The sequence below is a fragment of the Nitrospirota bacterium genome (assembly GCA_040754395.1).
Taxonomy (GTDB): domain Bacteria; phylum Nitrospirota; class Thermodesulfovibrionia; order Thermodesulfovibrionales; family SM23-35; genus JBFMCL01.
Genome location: JBFMCL010000008.1, coordinates 95,821 through 121,650 on the forward strand (window position 1 = coordinate 95,821; position 25,830 = coordinate 121,650).

Sequence of the window (25,830 nt, forward strand, 5' to 3'; positions counted from 1 at the left end):
TCATTCCCTCTCTTTCAGGGAATAGAATCCGCTATTCAAAAATCAATCCATCCTTAATCTGCACAGTCCTTTTTGCAAAGCCGGCGACGTTCGGATCATGCGTGATGACGATGATTGATTTGCCCTGATCGTTCATCCTCCTGATGAGTTGCATGATTTCCTCTGCTGTGCTGCTGTCAAGCTGTCCTGTAGGCTCGTCACACAGCAGGAGGTCCGGGTTATTCACCAGTGCCCTTGCGATCGCAACGCGCTGCTGCTCTCCTCCGGAAAGCTGTGTGGGCCTGAATTTTATCCGTTCCTCAAGACCCACAAGGCGAAGCAGCTCGCCCGCAAACTTGTCCGCGTTATCTTTTCTCTTCTCCATGTAGAGGGTGGGGAGCAGGACATTTTCGAGCACTGTTGCATACGGGAGAAGGTAGAAGTTCTGAAATACAAACCCGATATGCTCGTTTCTGATTACCGACAGTTCGTCATCAGTAAGATGAGATACTTCCATGTCTGCCAGCATGTAACGGCCGGAAGTCGGGACATCGAGACAACCGATGATATTCATCAGCGTTGTCTTCCCGGAACCGCTAGCCCCCATGATCGCAACGAATTCCCCTTTTTCGATCCTGAGGTTGATACCTTTCAGGATTTCAACCGCAAGATCTCCCATGTGGTACGTCTTCTTTATGTCCTCCATTATACATAAGGGCATGACAAGTATACCGTAGATCCTGCTCTCAGGGTTTTGCGGATACCGGGAGGATCAGTTTCGTGGCAAGCACATCGCCTTCCTTAACACCCGAAAGAACTTCGGTTTTGTCTTCACCCCGTATTCCGGTTTTAAGCTCGACTTTGTGTACTGCGTCGGGCGAGGTTACCTTGTACGCGACCTGCATTCCCTGTTCGAATTTTACCGCAGCATTCGGCACGACGAGGATATCTGACTTCTCTTCAAAGATTATCTTAATATGGGTGGTCATTTCGGGTTTGAGAAAAGTGGTATCTTCATCCGAAACCCGCACAATGGCAAGATAATAGACGATGTTCTCTTTTACCACGGGCTGGGGGTAAATCTTTCCTATGCTGCCGTGAAAGAGCTTGTCGGGAAAGGTATCAACATAATACTCAACCTGCTGGCCGGTTTTCACATGACCGATATCCGTTTCATCGACGTATATCCACATCTCGAGACGTTTCGGATCGAGTACGGTAACAAGGTTGGCAACCTGGAGGCCGGCGACAATAGTCTCGCCTTCCTGCGCGGTCACATCTGAAACTACCCCGTCTATCGGTGCATGTATCCTGGTGTATGACAGCCGTGTTTCCTGCTGGGCAATCTGAGCCCTGATATTATCAAGAGCGGCTTTTGCGATCTCGATCTGGGTCTCATACTCATGCTGCTGCCTTTTCCAGGCGGCTTCAGCTGCCTGGAAAAGGCTTTTTGCCCTGTCAACGCTGTCTTTGGTGGTAAATTCATGGAGTAAGAGTTCTTTTTCCCTTTCATAGGTGATCTTTGCGTAGTCATGGTTTGCCTTTGCTTCCTGTATGCGCTCAGGATAGGTGAGTTCGACCTGTGAAAGGGTATTCCGTGCCGAATTGAGGGCAGCTTTCTGCTGTTCGATAGTCTTCAGGATCTCCCTGTCGTCTATGAGTGCCACAAGCTGGCCGGTTTTTACCCTGTCACCAATTTTGACGTTCATTCTGACAATCGTGCCCGTGGCCCTCGTGCCGATCTTCACTACTGCCCCCACCTGGGGCTTAATGATCCCGGTTTCCACAAGCACGCCACGGATACTGCCTTTTTCCACTTTTGCTGTTTCGAGCACCTTAATTGCAGGTCCGGACATTTTTTTATAAAGGAAAATTCCCGCTGCAATGAGCACGGCACACGCGACTGCTGCGATGAAAATCTTTTTCATGCCTCTGTCTTTCCCTGGTCTACAGTCATACGGACAATGCTCCGGTCTTCTATTGAACGGCTGATGCGCGAAGGTCCTGAATGCCGGAAACCCTCTCGAGCAAGGCACCGGATACCCTGAGGTTCAGACGGGAACTGACCAGTTGTTCCCTTGCTGATGCGAGGAGGCTTTCGGCCTGCACCAATGAGAGGATATCAGCCTTTCCTACCTTGTACTCACCGAATGCCTGGGAATAATTGTGCTCGGCCTGTTTGAGCTGCTGCTCAGCAACGTTCAGCTTGTTCAGGGAGGTCCTGAAATCCTCAAAAGTCTTCTGCACATCAAGCAGCAGAAGGCGTTTCAGTTCATTGAGGTTTTCGAATGAAGCGGTTTTTTCGAATTCCGATGAGCTTGACCTGAAGAATTTACCGAGTTCAAAAACGTTCCAGGTAGCTCTCAGTGCAACGGTCTTTTCCTCGTCGAAAAAAGCCCCTGTGGTGCTGTCACCTTCATTCCTGATATACGATGCATTCACTGAGAGAGTCGGGAAAAAGGTGCTGCGGATTGCCGATAAGTTGTTTTCGGCGATTCTTACAGTGTCCTGCGCCTGCCGTATTTCAGGTCGTTCCATTGCAGCCTCATAGAGCCCTGCAATATCGGGGAGCCTGGTATCCTGCTCAAGGGTTCCCTGAATCTCATATTCGCTTTCAAGGGGCCTTCCTATGAGTGAGTTGAGTTCGGAAAGGGATTTCCTGAGGTCGCCTTCAGCCTGTATGACATTGAATCTGGCCTGTTCGAGTCTTACGGATGACTGAAGCACGTCCGACAGCTTGGCAACACCAAACTGATACCTGCCGTCTGCGACCTCGTAATCTTTCTGCGCATCCTGAAGCTGGATTTTTCGCTGTGCAAGGGACTCCTTCTGTGCAATCGCGGTGTAGAAAGCGACTTTAACGCTGAATTCAAGGTCGAGAAGGATTTTCCTCATCTCCTCCCTGCTGACGTCGAGGTTCAGTCTCGAGATATTCCTTGCGGCCTTTCTGTTCCCCCAATCGAAGACTGTGTAGGAAAGCGTGAGATCGTAGGTTCTTGTTTTGAATTCCCCCAATGAGGAAAAAATACGGCCTTCGGAAGCCGACGCATCGAGGCTCGGAAGATACGGAGAAAGCGAGGCATTGTACAGCGCTTCCGAAGATTTTACCTTAATCTGTGATGCCTTGTATGAAGGCAGATTTTCCTTTGCGAGGGACAGGGCCTCATGAAGGGTAAGCGAATGCGATAACCGGGAGGAAGCGATCAGGATGAGAAAAGCACATGACAGATACACGCAATGCCGATAAAATGACTTCATATAGTCTCCAGTTACAAAAATTCTCGTGCCAAGATACAGTTAGAGTTATTATAATGAACTCAGTTGTTGAAGTAAAATTATTTGCTGTTGATCTATGCCGGAATGATGAGAGCGGAATAGCATGGACCCTGTCACACACGGACTTGCTGGCACGGTAATCTATAATCTGGGCTTCAGGAAAGGATCCGCGTTCTGGGTGCTGATCCTTGCGTCATTCGCCCCGGATTTTGATTATATTACGCGTCTGTGGGGCGCTGATGTGTTTCTCAGATACCACAGGGGGATAACGCACGGAATTCTGGCTCTTTTTTTGGTGCCGTTAATCATCGGCGTGTTTTTTGGCAGAAAAAGGAACTTCCTCTATTACACTTTTCTTGCCTTTGTTGCCTACGCAGTACATCTCCTTCTTGATCTGATGACGCAATACGGGACACGAATTCTGTCTCCCCTTGACTGGCACCAGTATGCGCTTAACCTCATGTTTATCATAGACCCGTACGTCACGCTCGGGCTCATCCTCTGTGCCATTTTCTGCAAGATTCACAAAAGAAAGGCTTCGCTGATCGCATTATCGACAGTCGTGCTGTTCGTCTGTTACGCAGGGGGGCGATATTATCTCCATGGCAAGACAACCGAGTTTCTGCGACAGCAGCTTGATGAAAACACTTACAGAGTCTGTCCCTTACCGAATGATTTTCTGAGGTGGTGGTTTGTGGCCAAGTCCGGAGACCACATGAAGGTGGGGTTTGCAGACCTTTTCTCGCAGAGGGTATGCATTCAGGAATCATACACTCTCAGCAGCAAGGACCCTTTTGCAGAACGGTCCAAGTCTACCAGAGTGGTGAGAAATTTTCTGTATTTTGCCCGTTATCCCCATGTGGAAGTGCTCAGGGAAGAGGAGAAAACCACGGTCATCTGGCGTGAACTTGCGTTTTCCTTCAGGGCAGGAGAACATTTCATTGCAAAGGTGATTTTTGACAGGAAGGGAGATATGATCGACGCATATTTCAGGTTCTGAAAAGAAAGCCCAGCGTTTTTTTGGTATCCCTACCAGAGTAGGATTTATTATTCCCCTGCATCGTATAAAATATTACGCATTTATCAATAAGGAAAGGAGATACAATATGATCAAAAAATGCGGGAGAGTGAAGTTCTTCAAAAAACATGCTGGCGGTGGGTATTTTTTTCGTCATGTCGCTCTGGATGATATTTCCCATGGCGCATGCAAACAGTGGGGCTGTTAATCCGACTGCGCAGCTTACAATATCCGAGGTATTGGTTGACTTCGAGGACGGCATTATTTACATCAGGGGATCAAATTTTAAAAACGGAACTCGTCCGAATGTGCTGCTGGGCAAGGATACGGTTCCGCTTTCCGTTATCGGGACCCCCACAGCCAGTGTAATTATGGCCGTCCTGCCACCGGTACCTGACGGGGATTATGTACTGAAGGTTTCTACGGGGTATACATCATATCAGAACGATGCCTACGATCTGACAATTGGAGCAGTAGGGCCACAGGGACCCCAGGGAGAAAAGGGAGATACAGGACCACAGGGGGAAAAGGGTGACACCGGCGCGACCGGAGCAACAGGGGCGACAGGACCACAGGGGAAAACAGGCCCTTTGGGCCCAGCGGGACCGAAAGGCGATACGGGAGATCCGGGCAAGACGTACACCGGCAGCAGCCCGGTTTCTGTGAACAACACCCTGAACACCATCGGGCTTAACGCTGCCATACAAGCCGGAGATTTAATGACCTGGGACGGTAACAACTGGGTAGCGCAACAGCCTGCTGTCCAGCGTTTTACTCTCAGTAACATGCAGCCCTATACGACGGTGAGTTTCCAGATAGCGTTGGTGGGCTTATACCCAACGAGAAATGGCATAGACCCTTTCATAGGTGAAATCATGATGACCGGATTTAATTTTGCAACGAGAGGATGGGCTTTATGTAACGGACAATTGCTCTCGATAGCAGAAAACAGTGCATTATTTTCCCTCCTGGGAACAACCTATGGAGGAGACGGGAGAACCACGTTTGCACTCCCTGACCTCCGCGGCAGGGTGCCTGTGCATTTTGGTCAGGGGCCTGGACTTTCAAATTATCGAATAGGACAAAGTGGAGGTTCGGAGACGATTTCCCGGTAAGAGAGGGAACGTTTGACAGAGCAGCCTTTTATCAGCAAGAAGGCTTCTCCGGATATAATGAAGCGCTGGAATGATAAAAACTCACGCTGACAGGTTTCTTCTTTTTTTTCTTCTTGCTGTTGGTGTATTGTTTTTTGGGGTCGGCCGGACATGTGCGGAGCCTTCCACAGACCGGGACTGGTTTCTTGCCGCGGTCAATGCACCGAGTGACATGAAACCGGCTAAGGGGAAAAAGAAGATCGTTGTCGCTATTGTCGATGACGGAGTGAGAATCACCCATCAGGATTTGAAGGGTTTCATCTGGACAAATCCGAGAGAGATTCCCGGAAACAATATTGACGACGACGGCAACGGGTTTGTGGACGATGTCCATGGATGGGATGTTTCTGACAACAGGAATTCGGTTATTCCCCCGAAGGGAAGGCTTCAGGAGTATTATCACGGGACGCACCTTGCGGGCATTATCGCGCGTATCGCCCGCAATGCATATGGCGATGCCGCAACGGACTTCATACGGATCATGCCGGTAAAAAGCCTCTCTGACAAGGCTGACAAGCCTTATATCAGGGACGGTTACAAGGGGATCGAATATGCGGTGAAATCAGGGGCTGATATTGTCCTCTGCGCGTGGGGGGCAGGACAGATTTCCCCTGATGAAGAGAAGATTCTTGAGAACGCCCGGAAACACGGCGTCCTTATTGTGGCTTCCGTAGGCAATTTCCCGGAGGAACGGGAACAGTTCCCTGCCGCCCACGGCGGTGTTCTGGGTGTTGCTGCAATAGGGCAGGATAAGAAGAAGATAGAAAAATCGAATTTTGGTGCATTCATCGATCTGTCCGGGCCGGGAGTGAACATATGGAGTTCCAGTGTACTATCCGACTCCGGATACGAGCAAAGGGACGGTTCTTCTTCCGCGGCTGCAATAGTTGCCGCTGCCGCGGCAATTGTGCAGCGCCAGCATCCGTCATATTCTGCCGAAAAAATAACTGCCTGTTTGAAAAGCTCGGCGGATGGCATTCACGTAGAAGACGTCCAGTACAGCGCAAAGCTTGGCGCAGGGGCATTGAATATCAGCGCAGCGGCTGTATGCAGGCTCTTTCATCAAAAGACACCGAAAGTCAGCACACTCGACAATCCACAGGGGTATCTGCATTTTCACAATTCCGGGGAAAAGCTTTCATCCTGGACGATCAAACCGCAGGGCGTTTTCAGGGGGATCAGGTTCAGCCTTCTTTCATTGCAGGGCAAGCCGGGCAAAGGAATGGTGAGTTTTTATTCGGGAGATTTGTCTGAAAAGAAATTGCTTGCACGGTATCCTCTGTCTCGTCTTCCTGAAGATGTCTATGTGCCGGGAACGATCGCATCTGTGACTTTTGAAACTGCACTGCCTGACAGAAAACTCAGCTGGCTCATGGAGTACCACGCGGAACCGATCAAATTCAGCACGTTATACTGCAGCGGAACAGTCCATGTCGCTGAAGAAGGAATATTGGAAGACGGAAGCGGTCCTGAGAATTACTCTCCCAAAAGCGACTGCAAGTGGCTTGTCACTGCTCCGGAAGGGAACGTTATCCATTTCACGTTCACTGAATTTGATACTGAGGCCAGGACCGACCTGCTGTATTTTTTTCACGGAGCGGGAACCCATGAAAAAATCATGGCAATCTTTAGCGGTCCGGGCATTCCGCAGGAACTCACTACCTGGAGCAACCAGGTTCTGGTATGGTTTGTCGCTGACGGCAAAAACCAGGGGAAAGGCTGGAAAGCGGAAATCCGCTTTAAGGAGCCGTAAGGCAATCCGGGATATTGCCAACTTATGGAATTTTCTCCAGTGTTCCCTGTAAACTGTGGTATTGCGGAGGAGTTGCAATGACAGAAAAGCGAAAGCATAAGCGGGTTCCTCTGTACGGAACAGCAACCCTGAGAGTGAAGGACAGGGACGGGGAGAGATCCCTCCAGGCCCTGCCGGCCAATATCTCCCTTGGAGGCATCGGATTGTATTCCGATGATGCAATAGAGACGCAGACAGGGATACTCATGAATATCAGTTTCGTTTCGGCAGAAGGTGAGGCACAGGCCGATTCTCTGGAAGGTGAAGTGATTTACGTGAAAAAGATAGGAGATATCTATTTCCTGGGTATCAGGTTTTCTGAGGAGATAGATGCCGAAAACGCTCCAATGCTACACGCGCATATCCGGAAAACCTTTGACTGGAACAAATAGCGCACGCAGTGAGCAGTCTTCAATGCCTGAACGTTCAGCCTGAAACCCAAAGGATTTACTGGTATACCATGGACGCTATTTTCTGGGTCAGGTCTCCGAGCATGTTGGTGTAGCTTCCGAGTTCATTGTCGTACCACCCGTAGATTACCGCCTGGGTAATGGGAATCTGTATCTTCTCCGGAAGTTTCTTCATATACTCTGCCGGCATTGCGCAGAATTTCGAAAGGTCGAGGGTAATAAACGCAGTCCTTGTGTGTGTCTCGTGGCCTTCGATAATCGTCGCAGGGCCAAAGTGGCCGACAATGTCTGAAGAGACGTTCTGTTCGTCGGTATATTTGATATACCCTCTCTTTTCCTTCTGCTCCGCGTCACGATAAATACTGTTGAGGAGAGTCCTGTTGATCGCAGGTCCTTCGACCTCATCGGAAAAGGTTACCACCAGGATGATCAATGAACCTGCAGACGTGGGAATGCGCACAGACTCGGCACTGAAACCTATCTGTTTCATTTCCGGAATCACGAGTTCCAGTGTTTTTGCTGCTCCGGTTGTGGTCAGAATGATATTGTTCATGATGCTCCTGTTTTTCCGAAGATCAGTCGCACCGGATTTTGGAAGCCTGTCAAGTACCTCCTGTGTGCCGGTTGCGGCATGTACAGTGGCCATTGAGGCGTTCAGTACCTTCTGTGCACCGAAATGATCAAGGAGCGGCTTGATCATATACGCAAGACAGGTAGTGGTGCAGGATGCGGCTGAGACAACATGGTGCTTTGCATTGTTGTAGGTCTCATCGTTGATGCCGATTACAATGGTTGTCGCATTGTCGGGCATCTGGATGCCCTTTTCCTTAATCTTGAAGGGAGCCGAAACAATGACTTTCTCTGCACCCGCCTCGATATGTCCGAGTGCAGATCCTTCCTTTGCATCAGGAGGGACTGAGGGGTCTTTGAACTTGCCTGTCGCCTCTACGACAACTTTGGCTCCGTAGTCCTTCCAGCGGATATTTCTCGGGTTCCGCGACTCACGCAGAACAGTAACGGGAATGCCGTCGATGCGCATTGTCCCTTTTTCTTCATCGATATTTTCGATAACCCTCTCTGATCTGTACCCGTGAAGATACTGATGCAGCGAGCCGTAGGTGGAGTCTTTTTCTATATACAGGGCGACATCTTCCAGTTTTGTCCCGGCTTTTCTGCCGATGTTTACGACGATTTCAGAGAAATATTTTCTTCCCACATGATTCCAGAGTGACAGTTTGCCGATTCTTCCCAGCCCGTTGATACCGAGTACAGGCTTGTTTCCAGAGATCATCTTTGCTTTTCTCCTTTCAGCCATATCGTTCATCCCTTCATTCCACGCAGGTTGTGCTCCGGGCCCGGAGCCGCAGGACAACTATGCATATTATACCACTCGGAAAAATATCTACAACTTGGCAGGCAATTCTGCCTTTATTTCTCTTACCGGATGTTTGCCGAAAAAGACAGAACCATTGCGGCCATCGATGCTCAGGAAATCCCCGACTTTTATTACCCGCTTGTTCAGTTTGCATTTTTTCTGGGTTTCCCAGACTATCAGGTTGTTACAGCTGACAACACAGGTTTTGCCGAGACGGTTTGCAATGATGGAGGCATGAGAAGTGGAACCTCCGCGGGCTGTCAGCAGCCCGTCCGCGGCCGAGATATGCCTGATATCGTCAGGTACCGTATCGGATCTGATGAGGATCAGGTGGGTATCGGGATCCTTCTCCCTGAGTTTGCGGATTTCGTCCAGATCGAATACAACCCTTCCGCTCAGCGCCCCTCCTCCGACTCCGATGCCCCTTGAAAGGTAACTTGAAGTCAGCTTTTTTGAAGGAAGGAATGCCATGAAACTTTCTTTTCGCGTGATCGACATGTCGCGCGTCTGAAGAATATACAGCTTGTCGCTGTTTCTTCCCTCAAAGGTGAATTCAACCTCCTGGGCACCCCATCGTTCCTGATAGATAAGGTCCTTGCAGATCTTGAGCAGCGCGGCATAAAGATCTGGAAAACTCTCTTCAAATGAGATTTCCGATGTCCTGTCCTCGAAGGGTTTCTGGTCGTCTGAGATGGGAAGAGTCCGTATGAGACCGGAGACAATATCTTCTCCCTGTGCACCGATGGCAAAATCACCCCAGAGCATTACCTTGTCAACGGAATCCTGGGGATTGCGGGTGAAAAGGACGCCGGTGCCGGAATTGATGTCAAGATTTCCGTAGGCCATCGCCTGAACAATTACCGCGGTGCCCCAGTTTTCGGAAATTCCCATTATCTCGCGGTATGCCTGGGTCTTCTGCGAGAACCAGGATTTAAAGACCTGTTCAATTGCGATCTGCAGCTGCGTGTTCGGGTCATCAATGATTTCTATGCCGCTGTTTCTGATCGCCTCCCGGTATGAGAAGGCAATTTCTCTCATCTGATCCGGGGTAAACTGAATCTTCCTGAGAACTTTATAGTGCTCCTTGCATGAGTTCATGATATCATCAAAACTGTCCCGTTCCATGCCGAAAGACATCCCCCAGCACTGGAGGAATCGCCGATAGCAGTCCCACACGAACCAGGGCTTTGAAGTCTGTTTGAGCAGTCCGCGGCAGACTGATTCATTCATGCCGACATTAAGAAAGGAGATCATCATGCCGGGCATAGAGATCGCACCGCCGCTTCTTACCGATACAAGCAGAGGGTTTTCAGGGTCACCGAAGAACTTGCCGGTCTGCTTTTCGAGTGTCTGCATCTTTTTTCTGATACCTTCATCGAGATGCTCTCTGACATGCCTGAATCTGTGTATTGCCTTCTCGCAGCGGAATACTTCTGTCGTGATGATGAAGCCCGGAGGAACGGGAATGCCGAGAGAGGCGAGCTTGATGAGATTATATCCCTTGTTCCCGAGATGAATCCTGTCGATAGTCGCCTTGTTTGGGGTATGAATACCTGAAAGCGCCTTTTTGGGGTCATAGCTCATAAGGAGATCGAGATTCCCCACATCGAGTCCCTCCGCCTGTTCGAACAGCGTCTTCAGTATCCTGCTGACAAAATTATCCAGCTGCTGAAGTCCCAGCGATTCCGCAACAGTTTCTCTGAGAAACTGCTCGGAAATTGTGTTGATGAACTCCGGCTCACTTTGTTCGGTACCTGTGTGGAGGTACTTTGGCAAGATAAGGGTACTCTCCATCAGAGGGATAATCTGCTTAAGGGTGTTCTTGTAGATGCCGTCATAATAGGTATTGAGAACGTCCTGCACAGCTTCGGAGAAGCCTCTGAATATATCGATGTACTGGGAAAAGGAGAATCTCCGGACCTCGAGCGCGACGGAAAGCAGTTCCATCGCATTCTCCAGTTTGTTCGAGGAGATGCCGTCCAGCCTGAGCGCCTGGAAAAACAGAGAGACGAATTTCTCTATCTGAAAGAGTGTGGCCCTCGTAATGAACCTGAGGTTTATGGAATTAATGAGTTCTTCGAAGAGGATATTTGCCAGGTTTTCGAGGCGGAAGGTAATCGAGAGCGCATCGAATTTTCTTTCATGATAGTTCCCGTACATGGAAGGAATGCCTGCGGCGATGTGTCTTTTGCGAAAGACGTTTTCGACAGGCTCAAATCTTTCCGTGGAAAGGATGATGTCTTTTAAAAGCCCGAGATATTTCAATACTTCCCTGAGCCGCTGGGATACGGTCCCGTTTTCCAGTACCGTGATCAGTGGCCCGGCATGAGGCAGTCCAAGGCTCTGCGCAAACTTCAGCTGGTCTTTGATATCCTGCGTGTCCAGGTTATATTTTTTGTTCAGAAGCTGATAGAATTTTACCGTGAGGAATGCGCGTCTCTTCTCTTTTTCGGATACGTTCTGTGTACCATAAGCAAGAGCTGCAATCTCGTCATCGTCAAGATACAGGAGATCGGATACTTCGGAAAGCCCCTTCTGGTCAAAGAGGTCGTTAAAGACCGTCCGCAATTCATCCACATACGGACCTGAGACGGCAATCTGTTCATAAATGTGTTCAGGCAGGAAGCCCCTGAGCGGTTTTTTTTCTCCAGTTCTCCAGAAATTGATGACTTCCCGGATGAAATCGACCACCCGTGCACTGCTTTCCACATGACTCTGTTTCCGCAGAAAGTGCACGAGGACGTCGGTTCTGTGTGTGGATTCATCCACTTCCGTTGACACTTCGCGCAGCGGACCCTCGGCGCCGATCTCACTGAAATAGACCGGGAAGCCTTTCGCCATCTGTTTGACAAGATGATACACGGGTTTTATGTCACTGTTGAGGAGTTTCGTGATATCTTTCTGGAAAATATCAGTGTCGCTTATGTGCACACCGCCCAGCTTCAGATTGATGATAAGGGCTGAAATGAGCGTTTTTGACCATTTTGGATCATTCTCGATCAGTTCAAGCCAGACGCGGATGTTTCTGAGATGACTGCGGTTAGACTGGACCTGCCATTCGTCCGTAACTCCCTGTATCACGGGATATTGAAACCCGAGCGAGATGATTTTCTGCAAATACCACTCAACGAGACCGCTGACACCCCTGGCGTAGATCTCATTGCCGATCCCCTGAATGCAGAACAGCGAAGTGTCCGGATACATGCGGAGGCTCTGCTTCAGCGCAATGAAGACTCCTGCAAGCGTGATTCTGATCTGTTCCGGCTCCTCGCCCCTAATGATATTCGCCACTGTACGGTTGATCTCCCTGAGGGCATTTTCCTGGATGACGGAGAGGCCCGGGTTTTCCATGACCGTAAGAAGATACGCAAGCTTCAGCTTCAAATCACGGGATGTGTCTCCGGTGATGCGCAGTTTCCCGGCAATATCTTCATAATACCTGACAATCTGCGTATACCCGGGCAGATTCAGAAGTTCTTTCAGCTGCGACGTCTGATCGTCAGATTGCCGGATGTGTGCAAGAAGAACGGTCATTTCCCTGAGGTGCGCATGCGAGACCGGGAAGACCAGATCTTCCAGATCGCGATTCTGTTGTGCACTCAGGGGAGGTTCCGAAAGACCGGGTATCCAGTCCGCAGGATCTGTTTCATTAAGCCAGGAGGAAAACGTCATGGAGAAATACCGCGCGAGTAGATTGTTGAATGTTTCCGTATGCATGGCCGGGGAGTTTTTTCCGAGGATGATCTGCCCGAGTTTCTTGATCTGATGGGGGTTTGACACGAGGAGAAAAAACAGTTTGTCCGGCAGTTGCAGCATTGCGGAAAAGCACCCGTTCAGTATCTCTTCATACCTGCTGAGTTCACTTCCGTCAAGCAGAATTTTCTCGAGATAGAATATAAGGCTCTCTGCTGAAGCCTGATGCACCGAGACATCAGGATTTTCCATCGCTTCCAGAAATACCTCAATGACAGTCCTGATCGCTTCAGCGCCTTTCTCATGATGGTCGTGAGTGTAGAAGTTCTTCAGGGCATATGACCTCATTTCCCTGATGATGAAATTCCAGTCCCCGGTCGCACGGTTCAATGCGTCCAGCAAAGGCTCAAGAGCGGTCAGCAGTCCGGGATACTCCTGTATTACTTCCCTGAGGACTTCATACTTCGGGGATGCGGATTTCTGTATGTCGGGTGTCATTCTTATAACCTTCCGTTTCATTATATAATAGAATGTAATGATTTTACCGTAATCGGAAGCGGGTGATAAAGACAGGCGATATGGCCATGAGGATATGTGAGATATTTACCAGCATACAGGGAGAATCAAGCTATGCGGGCCTGCCCTGCACATTTATCCGGGTGGCAGGCTGCAATCTCCGCTGCACGTATTGCGACACAACGTATGTATATGATGAAGGTGCTGAAGTTTCTCTGCAAGAGATCATGCAGAATGTCAGGGATGCAGGGACGGGTCTTGTGGAGATCACCGGAGGAGAACCGCTCCTTCAGAATGAAATCCACCTGCTTGTCTCAGGACTGCTTGAAGAGGGCTATACACTGCTGATAGAGACAAACGGCTCGCAGAGTATCGCAGGTGTAGATCCGCGGGCGGTAGTGATCCTTGATATAAAAACCCCCGGAAGCGGCATGCATGAAAAGATGGATCTCTCGAATCTTGCTATGATAAAGCCGTCTGCCGAGATAAAGTTTGTTATTACAGGCAGGGAGGATTATCAATGGTCAAAGGACATGATCCGCGCCTACGGATTGTCAGAAAAATGCCATATCCTCATGTCTCCGGCGTATGGAACTCTTCCTCCTTCAGACCTCGCGAGATGGATACTTGAAGACAGGCTCAATGTGCGTCTCAATATCCAGCTGCACAAATATATTTTTGATCCTGAAAGACGGGGCGTGTAATGAATGAAACGCTGCACAGCGGAAGTTCCTGCCGGTGAAGGACAGATTTCTGCACATTCCCGGAAGACTCTCCGGACTGAAGGAACTGGCATATAACCTCTGGTGGAGCTGGCATCCGGCTGCGCGGATGCTTTTCAAAACGATCGACAGGATTGCATGGAAGGAAAGCGGACATAATCCGGTGCAGATGCTGCAGGAACTCCCGGAAGAAACCTTTCAGGCAATAGGGTCAAATGAAGATTTCCTTCGTCAATATGATACGGTATTAGCCAGCTACCGGGAAGATATCATGACAAAGGTCTGCTGGTTTGCCGCCAATCTGAAAGACACCGGATGCCTGCCGATAGCCTACTTCTCTGCGGAATACGGACTCCAGCATTCACTCCCTTTTTATGCAGGAGGGCTGGGGTTTCTCGCTGGAGACCATATCAAGGAGTGCAGTGATCTCGGTGTTCCGATGGTTGCAGTTGGATTCATGTATCCGGAGGGGTATCTCCGTCAGCGGGTGCGGGTGGATGGATGGCAGGAAGAAATTGATGAGAACCTTGACAGGGATTCCGCCCCGATTGAACGTGTCTGCAATGAAAAGGGGGAGCAGATTATTGTGAAGGTGCCTTTTGTGGAACCTCCGGTACATGTCGCCAGCTGGAAGGTAGCGGTTGGCCGCATTTCCCTTTACCTGATGGATACCGATATCGAAATGAACGATCCGTGGAACCGGAAAATCAGTTCCCACCTGTATATCGGGGATATAGAGCAGCGTTTGCGACAGGAAATAGTGCTCGGTATCGGCGGAGTCGCCATGCTCAATGCACTCGGCATCAGGTATTCCGTCCTGCACCTGAATGAGGGACATCCTGCCTTTGCGCTGCTCGAACGTATCAGGGAAAGGATAGAAGGCGGGATGAGCTTTCAGGATGCGGCTGCACAGGTGTGGTCCACAACAATTTTTACCACACATACCCCGGTACCGGCGGGGCATGACGTGTTTCCCTTCCATCTGATGGATAAATATTTCAGCCGCTGCTATCCTTTCCTCGGCCTGAACAGGGATGATTTTCTCCAGATGGGCATTTATCCCGGAGAAAAGGACGCAGGGTTCAACATGACGACATTTGCCCTGCGCATGTCACGGTACAGCAACGGGGTGAGCAGGAAGCACGGTGAATTGGCACGACGGATGTGGAAACCGCTCTGGCCCGGCAGGAATGAAGAAGATATTCCGATCAGCCATATTACAAACGGAATCCATATCCCGACATGGATAGAACCGAAGATGGAGCTGCTTTTCAACAAATATCTCGGACCTGAATGGATCACAGATCATGACAGCCATGCTGTGTGGGAACTGATTGACAGTATTCCGGACGAAGAATTATGGCAGGTGCATTACTGGCTGAAGATAAAACTAATCAACTATATCAGGGAACAGGCCCGAAAGCGATGGATTGAAAACAAAGTGAATCCGGTAAATATCATAACGGGCGGCATTTTGCTTGATCCCATGACGCTGACAATCGGCTTCGCACGGCGTTTTGCCTCATACAAGAGGGCTGATCTTATCTTCAGAAACCCCGGGCGGCTTATGGCGCTCCTGAATAACCGGTGGAAGCCTCTGCAGATAATATTTGCCGGAAAGGCGCATCCCGCGGACGACGAAGGGAAAAGGATATTGCAGCGCATTTACAAGTTTGCACAGGATTCGGACCTTGGAGGAAGAATCGCGTTTGTGGAAAATTACAATGAGCAGCTCGCGCAGTATATGGTTCACGGGGTTGACCTGTGGCTGAATAATCCGTTGCCGCCTCTTGAGGCGTGCGGAACCAGCGGCATGAAGGCCTCCCTGAACGGTGTGCCGCATCTGAGTATTCTCGACGGATGGTGGCTCGAGGGTTTCGACGGAAAAAACGGATGGGCCTTTGAAGGAAAGGGCGATGACAGGGACGCCGAAACGATTTGCGATATCCTTGAAAAAGAGGTTGTCCCTCTCTATTACAGGCTCAATGAGTCGGGAATTCCTGCAGGATGGGTCAGGATCATGAAAAAAGCGATTAAGGGCACCGGGGCTTCTTTCAGTGCGCGCAGGATGGTCAAGGAATACGCGTTGAAATTCTACCATCAGGCATTGCAATCATCCTGACACGTTATCTCATAATCTGATGCTCGCTTCAGGTATCCGGTGCGCACTGTCATTGTTTTTGCAATATCCCTTTCCGTGATTGCCATAAATCATATATCTGCATACTGTTGCAGATTCAGGGAGAAACCGTTGGAATACCGTGAAAAAGTGATATAATCTCACTAATGGATTTTGCAAAAAATTATTTTAAAGAGGAGGGCGTATGATCACAAAAATCCTTGTACCCACTGATGGATCAAAGCCGTCAAGAAAATCTGTAAACTATGCGGTTGAACTTGCCCGTCAGACCGGAGCCTCTCTTATCCTGATTAGCGTGGTGGACAAAAGCGCATTTATTCCGCAGGCGGTGCCCGCCGTTCCGTCTTCACCAAGAATTATGGAGCCCATTGAGAATGTTCTCACACGTGCTGCAGAATCATATGTTGCGGATGCGGAAAAGATATGCAAAAAGCATCAGGTGCCGGTGAAATCAGTAATAAGATCCGGACATCCTGTGGAGCAGATCATTCAGGAGGCGGTGAAATCAAAAGCGGATCTGATCGTGGTGGGCTCTCACGGGAAAAGTGCACTGAAAGCAGCGGTGCTCGGCAGCGTTGCCTTCGGAATCATTAGCAAGGAGACGAAGATACCTGTGCTGGTAGTAAGAAAGTAGCCATTTGTACTATACTACCAGCTATGAATTTATTCTTTGAAGGAGGATGTGGTGGTCAAGATTTATTACGATAAAGATGCAGATAAGAAGGTGCTCAAGGGGAAAAAAATCGCGGTCATTGGGTACGGAAGCCAGGGGCACGCACATGCCAATAACCTCAGGGAGAGCGGGCTGGATGTCATTATCGGGGTGAAGAAAGGCGGTGCAGGCTGGGAAAAGGCTGAAAAAGCAGGGTTTAAGGTCTATATCCCTGCAGATGCGGCAAAAAAAGCAGACATCATCATGATGCTCGTACCTGATGAATATATGGCGGAAATTTATAAGGCAGAGATAGCTCCTCACATAAAAAAGGGTGCGTACCTCGGGTTTGCGCACGGCTTTAACATCCATTTCGGACAGATCGTGCCGCCCGCGTCGGTAAACATATTCATGGTTGCCCCCAAGGGACCGGGGCACCTTGTGAGGTCTGAGTACCTGAAGGGAAGCGGAGTACCGTGCCTGATAGCAATTCAGCAGGACCCTTCAAAAGATACAAAGAAAACGGCTCTTGCCTATGCATCCGGAATAGGAGGGGGCAGGGCCGGTGTGATTGAGACAACGTTCCGCGAAGAAACAGAAACGGATCTGTTCGGCGAGCAGGTGGTGCTCTGCGGAGGCCTGACGTCTCTCATCCTGAACGGATATGAAATACTGGTTGAGGCTGGGTATTCTCCTGAAATGGCATACTTCGAATGCCTTCATGAAGTGAAGCTCATCGTAGACCTTATTTACGAAGGCGGCATCTCGAACATGAGGTATTCCATCAGCAATACCGCGCAATTCGGCGACCTCACAAGGGGGCCCAGAATTGTGAACGAGGACACAAAAAAAGAGATGAAAAAAATCCTGAACGAGATCCAGTCCGGCGAATTTGCGAGGGAATGGATTCTCGAATGCAGGGCAAACAAGCCGGTCTTTAATGCCCTTACAAAAAAGGGCGAAGCGCATCCGATCGAAGATGTGGGCGGAAAGCTGAGGGCCATGATGCCATGGCTGAAAAAAGGAAAACTCGTGGATAAATCGAAGGCGTGATCAGGTTTGCCCCAGAAGGCTACCCGTTTATTCTGGGCTCGTTCCTTCTCGCGGTCATAGCCTCGGTTTTTCTTATATGGGCATTGCGGACCGGAAGTCACGGAATCACCTTTTATTCTACCTTGTCTGCGTTCTGCATATTCTTCCTTGGCACCTTTTTTATGGCCTATTTTTTCCGTGATCCTGAAAGAGCGATACCTCAGGGAAAAAGTGTCTTCGTCTCTCCTGCGGACGGAAAGGTGATACTGATCAGGGAAGTGTTTGAGCCGGAATATCTGCATGCAGAGGCGAAAGAAATAAGCATATTCATGTCTCCCCTCGATGTGCATGTCAACCGCGCTCCCTGTGACGGCAGGGTCATTGCGGTCAGATACTCGCCCGGAAAATATATGGCAGCCTACAGGGATGAGGCTTCGCTGCAGAACGAAAATATCGTTATGCATCTTGCGGGAGATGACGGGCAGGTACTGGTCAGGCAGGTTGCCGGTTTTGTGGCAAGGAGGGCGGTCTGCAGGGCAAAAGAAGGCGATCTGCTGGCTCGAGGGGAGAGGTATGGCATCATAAAGTTCAGTTCACGGCTCGATGTGTATCTCCCGAAAGACGTTGTATTAAAGGTGAAAACCGGGGACAGGGTAAAAGCAGGGGAATCTGTTATCGCAGTGAAGAACTAAGGAGGAAAAGACATGAGTGAAGGGCCGGAAGGGGCCATTTTACAGAGGGACAAAAAGACCTATGCAATCGTTCCGAGGATTCCGATGGGTGTCCTGACACCTGAAATCCTCGAAACCCTCGCGAGCGTTGCGCGCAAATACAATGTCCGCATTATCAAGATAACCTCTGGTCAGCGTATCGCGCTTGTAGGGTTCAGTCCCGATGACGTGGAAAAGGCATGGAAAGACCTTGGGATGGAGGTCGGTCCCGCCGAAGGGTTATGTGTGCATTATGTTCAGGCATGCCCCGGGACCGAAACCTGCAAGTTCGGAAGGGGCGATTCCCTTGGACTGGCAGCAAAGATCGAGCAGATGTATGTCGGCAAGAATGACCTTATCCCGGCAAAAACAAAATTCGGCATTTCCGGATGCATGCTGAACTGTGCCGAAAGCTACCTGAGGGATCTGGGGGCATTCTGCGCTCCAGACGGATGGACTGTGGTGGTCGGCGGCAATTCAGGCGGGAGACCGCGTATCGGCGACGTAATTGCAAAAAAACTGACTGAGGAGCAGGTGATAGAACTCTTCAGCAGGTGTCTTGACTATTACGCAAAGAACGCGAAATCAAGAGAGCGGATGCCGAGGTTCATCGACCGGGAGGGGATAGAGGAATTCAAGAAAGCGGTTCTGTAGACGGAAGGGATGAGGATATCACCCCTTGTGCGGGATGGCTGTTCTCTTCTCCGCGATACTGAAGTTCTTTTTGCCCTTGTGTGTGCCCCTGGCATAGGTCTTTGACTTTTTCTTTGCGAGCATCTTCGATTTCCCTTTTTTCTTTGCTGTCAGCACACTCTTTTTGTGCGTTCCTTTTTTCTGCGCAAGAACCTTCCTGTCTTTGCCTGACTTCGCACTCGCGGATTTGACCTTCTGTTTCTTTTTCCGGGGAGATTTTCTGATATCGTCTTTGTCTTCATGTGTCCTTGAGACATAGATCACAGGCAACTCCATGTTTTCAAGCACACTGAACCCTTTGGCAATAAGCGCTTCAGTTTCCCTCCAGAGAGTATCCCTGCTTGCGCTTCCGAGGACGGCTACAATCAGCGTTTCACTGTTGCGCTCAACTGCACAGACGAAACAGTGCAATGCCTTTCGTGTATACCCCGTTTTGCCTCCGAGTATATCTTCCCCGGACCAGAGAAGCCTGTTGGTATTGCGGAAGGAAAAAGAATCGCCGTCTTCTGTCGAAATCGTTGCAAATCGTGTATTGATAATCTTCTTCAGTTTGTGATGACGGAGCGCATATTGCATGATCTTCGCAAGGTCATACGCGGTTGTCTGCTGTCCTTCTCCGGGAAGGCCGCTCGAATTGACAAATCTCGTGTCGAATGCGCCCAGGGATACAGCCTTTCTGTTCATGAGTGCTGCAAATCTCTCCTCTGAACCGGAAACCGCCTCGGCAAGGGCGACCGCTGCATCGTTCGCGGAATATACCAGCGCGGCATACAGGAGGTGCTCAACAGTGATCTGCTCCCCCTCTCTGAACCCAGCCTTATGAGGAGGGACAGACGAGGCATTTCTGCTGATGGTTACCACATCTGACAGGTCTGTATTCTCCAGGGTTATGATCGCGGTCATCAGTTTCGTGGTGCTGGCTGGGGGGCTCTGAAGATCAGGGTTCTTGGCGTACAGTATTTCACCGGTCGATGAGTTCATCACCACGACCGAACGTGACAGGATATCATACGCAAACGAGGGAACTGACAGAAGGCAGAAACCAATGCAGAATAAAATGAAGAGATACCCGCTATGACGGAATCGAAAAAATGTTTTCATAATTGTCTGACCTTGCGATACTGACATGAAAAATGAATGCATATTCCGTGCCTGTAATAACGTGTTACTGCATCATCGCATGAAGCATCAATCCATGAAGGAAGAATGATAGTTGCCATGGAAGGTCATGGACAGGAAAGCAGTTGAAAACACATGATTTCCCGTCATGGAGGAGTGTTCTCAGGAGCAGAAATTGAAGATTTCAATACATAGCATTGAGGCTGTTCGAAGCGATGGGCACAGCGCAATTTTTCCCTGAAACTGACACACTGTGTCGGTATGTCAGTACACAGAGGGGCTGAATGCCCGGTTCTGCCGGGGCTGTGTAGCTAAACAAATGCCTCTTTCATTTCCGGTTTTTTCGGATTCATATGCCGTTTATTGGCTTGCAGGATCTTTTTCCGCAGCCTGATGGATTCAGGGGTAACCTCGATGAGTTCGTCCTCCTTAATGAAATCTATCGCCTGCTCAAGGCTGAGAATCCGTGCGGGAATCAGCTGCAGCGCCTCATCCGCGTTTGCAGCACGCATATTCGTGAGCTTCTTTTCCTTTATCACGTTCACATCAAGGTCATTCTCCCGCGAATTCTCGCCGATGATCATTCCCTCATATACGGGCGTGTTCTCCTTAATAAACAGCACACCCCTTGGCTGAAGGTGATAGAGCGCATAGGAAGTGGAATGCCCCTGCCTGTCGGCCACAAGCGCGCCGGTCTGCCTTTTCGTGATCGGGCCCTGCCATGGCTCATAGCCATCGAAGAGATGATTGAGAAGTCCTGTGCCTCTCGTGTCAGTAAGGAACTGAGACCTGAAACCGATGAGTCCCCGTGAGGGTATCCTGAATTCGAGTCTTGCCCTGCCGTAACCGTTGTTCAGTATCTTCTGCATGATGCCTTTTCTCATTCCCACCTTCTGGGTGACGACACCGATATATTCCTCGGGCACATCGATCACCAGCAATTCCACAGGTTCATGAATCACACCATCAACAGTCTTCGTGATGCTCTCGGGCATGGAGACCGACATCTCGTACCCCTCCCTCCTCATCATCTCAATCAGAATGGCAAGCTGGAGTTCACCCCGTCCCATGACTTTGAAGGAATCCATATTGTCGAAGTCAATGCTGATCGATACGTTATGGAGAAGCTCCTTTTCCAGTCTTTCCCGCAGCTGCCTTGATGTCACATATCTGCCGTCCCGTCCCGAAAAGGGAGAGGTATTAGCGGAAAAGACCATAGAAATGGTGGGTCTGTCCACCTGTATTCTGGGAAGCGGCTTTGGAGTTTCCACGTCAGTGACAGTATCTCCTATGTTGATTCCCTCGATGCCGGCAAGGGCGATGATTTCCCCGGCGGATACCTTCTTTGCCTCAATCCTCTCAAGTCCCTGGAAAGTGAAGAGGGATGAAATCTTTGTCCTTGACAGTTCGTTTTCTTCCTTTATCAACGAGACATGATCACCTGCGTGTACCGTGCCTGAAAACACGCGGCCTATGGCAAGCCTGCCTATGTAATCGTCGTAGTCGATGTTGGTCACGAGGATCTGAAGAACATCATCCCTGCTGCCGGAAGGTGGAGGAATGGTATCGACGATCGTATCGAAGAGCGGCTTGAGATCTTCGGAACTGTCATCCATGGAACGTTTCGCAATGCCCAGTTTCGCATTTGTATAAAGTACGGGAAATTCGAGCTGCGTTTCGGTTGCGTCAAGGTCGATGAACAGGTCGTAGACCTCATTCAGGACAGCCTGAATACGTGCGTCAGACCGGTCAATTTTATTAATTACAAGGATTGGCGGGAGGTTGAGTTCGAGGGCTTTTTTCAGGACAAACCTTGTCTGCGGCAGAGGCCCCTCTGACGCATCAACCAGCAGCAATACACCGTCAACCATCTTGAGGGTCCTCTCGACTTCGCCGCCAAAATCTGCATGCCCTGGGGTGTCCACGATATTGATCTTGACACCGTGGTAACTGACCGCGGTATTCTTGGCCATGATCGTGATTCCGCGCTCCCGCTCAAGGTCGATGTTGTCCATAATGCGCTCCTGTACCTTTTCGTTGGAGCGGAAAATACCGGCCTGTTTCATCATTCCGTCAACAAGCGTCGTCTTGCCATGATCGACATGGGCAATGATAGCGATATTCCTTAAATCAGTACTGTTCATCACACAACACTCCTTTGTCCTGCCTTTTTTAATCTGCCTTTGGAGAATCATAAGAACTCCCTCAGCATCTCAAGAGAGATGAAGAGTATCGGCAATATCTCTGGTGGTACAGAGCAATAGGCAACTTGATATTTTAAATCAGGCAGAAAAAAAAAGATAGACCGTTGTTTGATTCATTCCAGTCGTTGTGCAAATCTGCCGGAGTGCCGCAATGAGTATAACACCGAATGCATTGACAGGTGGTGCAATGATATTCTTCTGATGATCACTGACACACATGATTCCGGAAGGGCGGTCTTTGAAAAACGGGAATAAAAATGGCTAACTTTCTGAAAACAGGAGGGAAAAAAGGTGCCTTAATTTTAGGCAATATGGAGAAACGCACGAATGATCAAGTGTATCCGGAACATGAAGTGCGGGTTATTAACATTCCCTGTTAATAAATCGGAATGACAGGAACCATTCGGCGTATCACCATGCTTTTTTGAAGTTTTTGTTTTTGCCAAATCCACCTGTTTTTCCGTGGAAGTCCGCCCTCGGATGGCGGGGTGTTGCTTCAGATACCGAAAGGGGCTTTCCAAGAAAAATCCTGCCGTTCAGTTCTGAAATCGCTTCCTTCGCCTCATGTGCATCCGCCATTTCGACAAAGCCGAATCCTTTGGAGGATTTTATTTTTACCGAGATCACCTCTCCGTAATCCGAGAAAATATCCCTTATATCCTGCTCCGTTGCATTCGAAATGTTCGCGACATAAATCTTTTTTTCCATTTCTGTGCTCCTTTTTGAACCTGAAATAACCACACTGAGGATTTTCTACGCTAACAAAACTGCAGATTGTTGTCAAATCTCACACGAGAAGGTATGTCTGCAGAGCGTATTCAGAACGAAACGAGAAATCTCTTTCCCGGCTTACTCTGGCGCTGCCTCGCGACTTCAGTCGGAATGACCGTGCGTATCGCGGGATATGGGTAATCATTAGAAACTGAATTTGCTACAATATGAGGAAAGTTTTGCATGCAACCGTTCTCTATATTCATGCACGGTGAACGCAACAGAGCTTGTTGCAGAGTTTATGAATAAATACATATTTCAACACCCGATATTTTCTGAAAGAGAGGAAAAAACAATGAAAATGTTGACGTTGCTTTTCGCAGTGACCTTTGCGTTGTTTTCTTTCGTACACGCTGTACAGGCAGGTCAGGAATCTGAGGTCGGAGAAAACGTGGGGGAAAGTCTGGTGAGACAACTGTGGGTTGATATGAAAACAAACAATATGGAGTCGATAGAAAAGAAAATGGGAGCGGGGTTTCAGTCAATTCATCAGGACGGCGCGCGTAACCGGGAGCAGGAATTGTCTCTTATTAGGGAACTGAACCTCGGGGAGTATATACTGAGCGAGTTCAAGGTAACTCAGAACGGGGAAGTTGTTATCGCAACATATTCTGTCTCCGTTGAGGAGACAATCGAAGGAAAACGCCTGTCAAAGAAACCTGCGCCAAGGCTCAGCGTCTTTTTGAAGACCGAAAGCGGGTGGCAATGGATAGCCCATGCAAATCTTAAAGCCCTGGAACAGTAAAAAAATGCGCTGTGAGGCGCGTGGTTTCATGGAGGAGCCGTGAAGAAAAAGCGGAAAACCGGTCACACTGAGAGCACTATCTACCTCTGCTCTCCCGTCAATGCGCTTGTTGAAGGCATCTATGAGGAAAACGTCAGGCTTGCCGAAGTCCTCAAGCATGGGGATTTTGGCCTTGGTACGTTTGATGATCTCGATGGGGAAATGGTTATACTTGACGGAAATATTTACCAGATTTTTTCTGATGGGCGTGTCGCAAGAGTTGACAAAAAAGCGTTTACCCCTTTTGCTGCGGTCACTTTTTATAACCCTTCACGCAATGGCGAGATTACGCGCGAATTGCCCTATGATGAATTCATGCAATGGATCAATGCGCTCTTCGTCTCGCCCAATCTGTTTTATGCAGTGAGGATCGAGGGAGAGTTCGCACATATCAGGGCGCGGTCGGTGCCAAAACAGGCGAATTATCATCCCTTTGTCGAAGTGTCTCATGAGCAGGTTGTCTTTGACTTCAGGAATATCGAAGGCACCCTGGCAGGGTTTTATACCCCTGCGTTTCTGTCATCGCTGAGTGTTCCCGGCTTACATCTGCACTTCCTTTCTTCGGACTTTCAGCATGGCGGTCACGTGCTCGAATGTGTCCCGCGCAAAGCACATGCTGGCATTCAGCTGATTCACAAGCTTGAACTCTCCTTGCCAATGACAAAAGACTATTTGTCATTGGATTTTCACAGAAATGTCGATCAGGATCTGAACAAGATTGAGAAGTGAAATCGTTCTATGAGTCTGCAGAATGCAAGAAGAGGTCTTCATGAACCGATAGTATTTCAAGTGTATAAAAGAGACCCCTATATTTTCCTCATCGGGAAAGCCGTTTGGTTAAATTAAGGATCAGGGGCACACGTCAAACATCTCATGTTTATTATTTTGACAACCTAAAAACTTCTTGCTATTATCGAGAAACTGGTTGATAACTTGTTTCCTCCCTCGTTTCACTCGGGAGGGAACCAGGCAGTCAAGACGGATACGCTCTAACGGGTGGCCGCTTATAGACACATTATACGAGAACATCAATGAAAATAATCGGCTCAAGTATATTTTTGATAGTTTTACCTTTCATAGTAATAATTGTATCCCTTCGTTTTGGATAAATATAAGGCTGTAAAGAAAGAGATGAAAGAAAAATTACAACAGGAAAATGAGCAAGTCACATCTTGCAACAGGACACATGATATTCTTGTTGATTTTAAAAAGAAAGCACAAAAAGCTGTTGAAGAAGATATGGGTATAGAAGACTGAAAACAAGGTCATAAAGAAATAATAGAGGAGCTTAAGACAAAGGACATTCCCGCGCAGGTTATGTCAAGCGTTGGGTCAATATAAGAGGATAATAAAATAAGAAAATGAATGTATTTCTTGACACAAATATTCTTCTAGATATGTATCAATTGTCAGGCCCGGACCTCGATGAACTGAAAAAACTAATAAAGCTGGCTGAAAACAGAAAGATAAAGATTTATATCACAACACAGATCGAAGATGAATTTTGGCGAAATCGTGAAGGAGTTCTCAATGAATCTATAAAGCACTTCAAAGAAACAAAAGTCATTACGAAAATACCAAACATTGTTCGATCTTACAGTGAAAAAGCGAATGATTTAAGACAGGCGGCTGACAGAGTCAATGAACTCGTTAAAGAGATTACGGGAGTCATGTCAATAGGTGTGTAAAAAGCATTTAGGCGGCCATCCTTTCAAGCACCTTGGTTTCCTGCTTCAATACACCATCGACAAAAGTCCTTCCTTTATAAACATCAGCCAATAACCAGTATC

Annotated in this window: 21 protein-coding genes and 2 pseudogenes; 15 read left to right on the plus strand and 8 right to left on the minus strand. The window is 48.8% G+C overall.

The window, feature by feature from the left end:
* Positions 1–31: 31 nt before the first annotated feature.
* Genes AB1552_05925 through AB1552_05935 form a run of 3 tightly spaced genes read right to left on the minus strand, consistent with a single transcriptional unit; the run spans position 32 to position 3,237 of the window.
* Positions 32–700 carry an ABC transporter ATP-binding protein gene (locus AB1552_05925; GenBank protein MEW6053315.1) on the minus strand — a complete coding sequence of 223 codons (669 nt, stop codon included), beginning with the start codon at positions 698–700 and terminating at the stop codon, positions 32–34.
* Between the two features lie 25 nt (positions 701–725).
* Positions 726–1,907: an efflux RND transporter periplasmic adaptor subunit gene (locus AB1552_05930; protein ID MEW6053316.1), complete on the minus strand. Its 1,182-nt coding sequence runs from the start codon at positions 1,905–1,907 to the stop codon at positions 726–728.
* A 49-nt stretch (positions 1,908–1,956) separates the two neighbouring features.
* Positions 1,957–3,237 (minus strand): TolC family protein, encoded by a 1,281-nt coding sequence (locus AB1552_05935; protein ID MEW6053317.1) that lies wholly within the window; start codon positions 3,235–3,237, stop codon positions 1,957–1,959.
* A gap of 121 nt (positions 3,238–3,358) precedes the next feature.
* On the opposite strand from AB1552_05935, the gene AB1552_05940 reads away from it, so the two are divergent.
* The 5 genes and pseudogenes from AB1552_05940 (at position 3,359) to AB1552_05960 (ending at position 7,611) form a co-directional block, all read left to right on the plus strand.
* Positions 3,359–4,255: a metal-dependent hydrolase gene (locus tag AB1552_05940; protein ID MEW6053318.1), complete on the plus strand. Its 897-nt coding sequence runs from the start codon at positions 3,359–3,361 to the stop codon at positions 4,253–4,255.
* A 197-nt stretch (positions 4,256–4,452) separates the two neighbouring features.
* Positions 4,453–4,707 (plus strand): annotated as a pseudogene (locus tag AB1552_05945) (IPT/TIG domain-containing protein).
* A gap of 441 nt (positions 4,708–5,148) precedes the next feature.
* A pseudogene (locus AB1552_05950) lies at positions 5,149–5,382 on the plus strand (tail fiber protein).
* A gap of 76 nt (positions 5,383–5,458) precedes the next feature.
* Positions 5,459–7,180, plus strand: coding sequence for a S8 family serine peptidase (locus AB1552_05955; GenBank protein MEW6053319.1), 1,722 nt, complete (start codon positions 5,459–5,461; stop codon positions 7,178–7,180).
* A 77-nt stretch (positions 7,181–7,257) separates the two neighbouring features.
* Positions 7,258–7,611 carry a PilZ domain-containing protein gene (locus AB1552_05960; GenBank protein ID MEW6053320.1) on the plus strand — a complete coding sequence of 118 codons (354 nt, stop codon included), beginning with the start codon at positions 7,258–7,260 and terminating at the stop codon, positions 7,609–7,611.
* Positions 7,612–7,666: 55 nt separating this feature from the next.
* On the opposite strand, the gene AB1552_05965 is transcribed toward AB1552_05960, so the two are convergent.
* Together AB1552_05965 and AB1552_05970 are read right to left on the minus strand one after the other, a co-directional pair.
* Positions 7,667–8,944 (minus strand): glyceraldehyde 3-phosphate dehydrogenase NAD-binding domain-containing protein, encoded by a 1,278-nt coding sequence (locus tag AB1552_05965; GenBank protein ID MEW6053321.1) that lies wholly within the window; start codon positions 8,942–8,944, stop codon positions 7,667–7,669.
* Between the two features lie 87 nt (positions 8,945–9,031).
* Positions 9,032–13,195 carry a PEP/pyruvate-binding domain-containing protein gene (locus AB1552_05970; GenBank protein MEW6053322.1) on the minus strand — a complete coding sequence of 1,388 codons (4,164 nt, stop codon included), beginning with the start codon at positions 13,193–13,195 and terminating at the stop codon, positions 9,032–9,034.
* 62 nt (positions 13,196–13,257) lie between these two features.
* Between AB1552_05970 and AB1552_05975 the strand changes: the two genes are divergently transcribed.
* The 6 genes from AB1552_05975 (at position 13,258) to AB1552_06000 (ending at position 19,123) form a co-directional block, all read left to right on the plus strand.
* Complete coding sequence (locus AB1552_05975) at positions 13,258–13,917, plus strand: radical SAM protein (GenBank protein MEW6053323.1); 660 nt, start codon at positions 13,258–13,260, stop codon at positions 13,915–13,917.
* A gap of 34 nt (positions 13,918–13,951) precedes the next feature.
* Positions 13,952–16,057 (plus strand): alpha-glucan family phosphorylase, encoded by a 2,106-nt coding sequence (glgP, locus tag AB1552_05980; protein MEW6053324.1) that lies wholly within the window; start codon positions 13,952–13,954, stop codon positions 16,055–16,057.
* Positions 16,058–16,259: 202 nt separating this feature from the next.
* Positions 16,260–16,709: a universal stress protein gene (locus AB1552_05985; GenBank protein ID MEW6053325.1), complete on the plus strand. Its 450-nt coding sequence runs from the start codon at positions 16,260–16,262 to the stop codon at positions 16,707–16,709.
* Positions 16,710–16,760: 51 nt separating this feature from the next.
* Complete coding sequence (gene ilvC, locus AB1552_05990; protein ID MEW6053326.1) at positions 16,761–17,780, plus strand: ketol-acid reductoisomerase; 1,020 nt, start codon at positions 16,761–16,763, stop codon at positions 17,778–17,780.
* Positions 17,777–18,451, plus strand: coding sequence for a phosphatidylserine decarboxylase family protein (locus AB1552_05995; GenBank protein MEW6053327.1), 675 nt, complete (start codon positions 17,777–17,779; stop codon positions 18,449–18,451). Before ilvC ends, AB1552_05995 begins: the two co-directional genes overlap by 4 nt.
* A 12-nt stretch (positions 18,452–18,463) precedes the next feature.
* Entirely contained in the window at positions 18,464–19,123 is a 660-nt protein-coding gene (locus AB1552_06000) for an NAD(P)/FAD-dependent oxidoreductase (protein MEW6053328.1), read from the plus strand.
* An 18-nt stretch (positions 19,124–19,141) separates the two neighbouring features.
* Here AB1552_06000 and AB1552_06005 read toward each other — a convergent pair whose 3' ends face one another.
* The 3 genes from AB1552_06005 to AB1552_06015 form a co-directional block, all read right to left on the minus strand.
* Complete coding sequence (locus AB1552_06005) at positions 19,142–20,263, minus strand: serine hydrolase (GenBank protein MEW6053329.1); 1,122 nt, start codon at positions 20,261–20,263, stop codon at positions 19,142–19,144.
* Between the two features lie 329 nt (positions 20,264–20,592).
* Positions 20,593–22,425: a translational GTPase TypA gene (gene typA, locus AB1552_06010; protein MEW6053330.1), complete on the minus strand. Its 1,833-nt coding sequence runs from the start codon at positions 22,423–22,425 to the stop codon at positions 20,593–20,595.
* Between the two features lie 471 nt (positions 22,426–22,896).
* Entirely contained in the window at positions 22,897–23,193 is a 297-nt protein-coding gene (locus tag AB1552_06015) for an RNA-binding protein (protein ID MEW6053331.1), read from the minus strand.
* A 364-nt stretch (positions 23,194–23,557) separates the two neighbouring features.
* Here AB1552_06015 and AB1552_06020 point away from each other — a divergent pair, with 364 nt between their 5' ends.
* From AB1552_06020 to AB1552_06035, 4 genes are all read left to right on the plus strand, one after another.
* A complete protein-coding gene (locus AB1552_06020) occupies positions 23,558–24,001 on the plus strand; it encodes a DUF4440 domain-containing protein (protein MEW6053332.1) in 444 nt (147 codons plus the stop codon).
* A 39-nt stretch (positions 24,002–24,040) separates the two neighbouring features.
* A complete protein-coding gene (budA, locus tag AB1552_06025) occupies positions 24,041–24,769 on the plus strand; it encodes an acetolactate decarboxylase (GenBank protein MEW6053333.1) in 729 nt (242 codons plus the stop codon).
* Between the two features lie 402 nt (positions 24,770–25,171).
* Positions 25,172–25,297, plus strand: coding sequence for a hypothetical protein (locus AB1552_06030; GenBank protein ID MEW6053334.1), 126 nt, complete (start codon positions 25,172–25,174; stop codon positions 25,295–25,297).
* A gap of 104 nt (positions 25,298–25,401) precedes the next feature.
* Positions 25,402–25,728 (plus strand): PIN domain-containing protein, encoded by a 327-nt coding sequence (locus AB1552_06035; GenBank protein MEW6053335.1) that lies wholly within the window; start codon positions 25,402–25,404, stop codon positions 25,726–25,728.
* Positions 25,729–25,830 lie beyond the last annotated feature (102 nt).

What these genes read in the sequence shown, in the direction of transcription:
- AB1552_05925 (MEW6053315.1), bottom strand. Translation starts at nt 700, where the DNA reads ATGCCCTTATGTATAATGGAGGACATAAAGAAGACGTACCACATGGGA.
- AB1552_05930 (MEW6053316.1), bottom strand. Translation starts at nt 1,907, where the DNA reads ATGAAAAAGATTTTCATCGCAGCAGTCGCGTGTGCCGTGCTCATTGCA.
- AB1552_05935 (MEW6053317.1), bottom strand. Translation starts at nt 3,237, where the DNA reads ATGAAGTCATTTTATCGGCATTGCGTGTATCTGTCATGTGCTTTTCTC.
- AB1552_05940 (MEW6053318.1), top strand. Translation starts at nt 3,359, where the DNA reads ATGGACCCTGTCACACACGGACTTGCTGGCACGGTAATCTATAATCTG.
- AB1552_05955 (MEW6053319.1), top strand. Translation starts at nt 5,459, where the DNA reads ATGATAAAAACTCACGCTGACAGGTTTCTTCTTTTTTTTCTTCTTGCT.
- AB1552_05960 (MEW6053320.1), top strand. Translation starts at nt 7,258, where the DNA reads ATGACAGAAAAGCGAAAGCATAAGCGGGTTCCTCTGTACGGAACAGCA.
- AB1552_05965 (MEW6053321.1), bottom strand. Translation starts at nt 8,944, where the DNA reads ATGGCTGAAAGGAGAAAAGCAAAGATGATCTCTGGAAACAAGCCTGTA.
- AB1552_05970 (MEW6053322.1), bottom strand. Translation starts at nt 13,195, where the DNA reads ATGACACCCGACATACAGAAATCCGCATCCCCGAAGTATGAAGTCCTC.
- AB1552_05985 (MEW6053325.1), top strand. Translation starts at nt 16,260, where the DNA reads ATGATCACAAAAATCCTTGTACCCACTGATGGATCAAAGCCGTCAAGA.
- AB1552_06000 (MEW6053328.1), top strand. Translation starts at nt 18,464, where the DNA reads ATGAGTGAAGGGCCGGAAGGGGCCATTTTACAGAGGGACAAAAAGACC.
- AB1552_06005 (MEW6053329.1), bottom strand. Translation starts at nt 20,263, where the DNA reads ATGAAAACATTTTTTCGATTCCGTCATAGCGGGTATCTCTTCATTTTA.
- typA (MEW6053330.1), bottom strand. Translation starts at nt 22,425, where the DNA reads ATGAACAGTACTGATTTAAGGAATATCGCTATCATTGCCCATGTCGAT.
- AB1552_06015 (MEW6053331.1), bottom strand. Translation starts at nt 23,193, where the DNA reads ATGGAAAAAAAGATTTATGTCGCGAACATTTCGAATGCAACGGAGCAG.
- AB1552_06020 (MEW6053332.1), top strand. Translation starts at nt 23,558, where the DNA reads ATGTTGACGTTGCTTTTCGCAGTGACCTTTGCGTTGTTTTCTTTCGTA.
- AB1552_06030 (MEW6053334.1), top strand. Translation starts at nt 25,172, where the DNA reads ATGAAAGAAAAATTACAACAGGAAAATGAGCAAGTCACATCTTGCAAC.
- AB1552_06035 (MEW6053335.1), top strand. Translation starts at nt 25,402, where the DNA reads ATGAATGTATTTCTTGACACAAATATTCTTCTAGATATGTATCAATTG.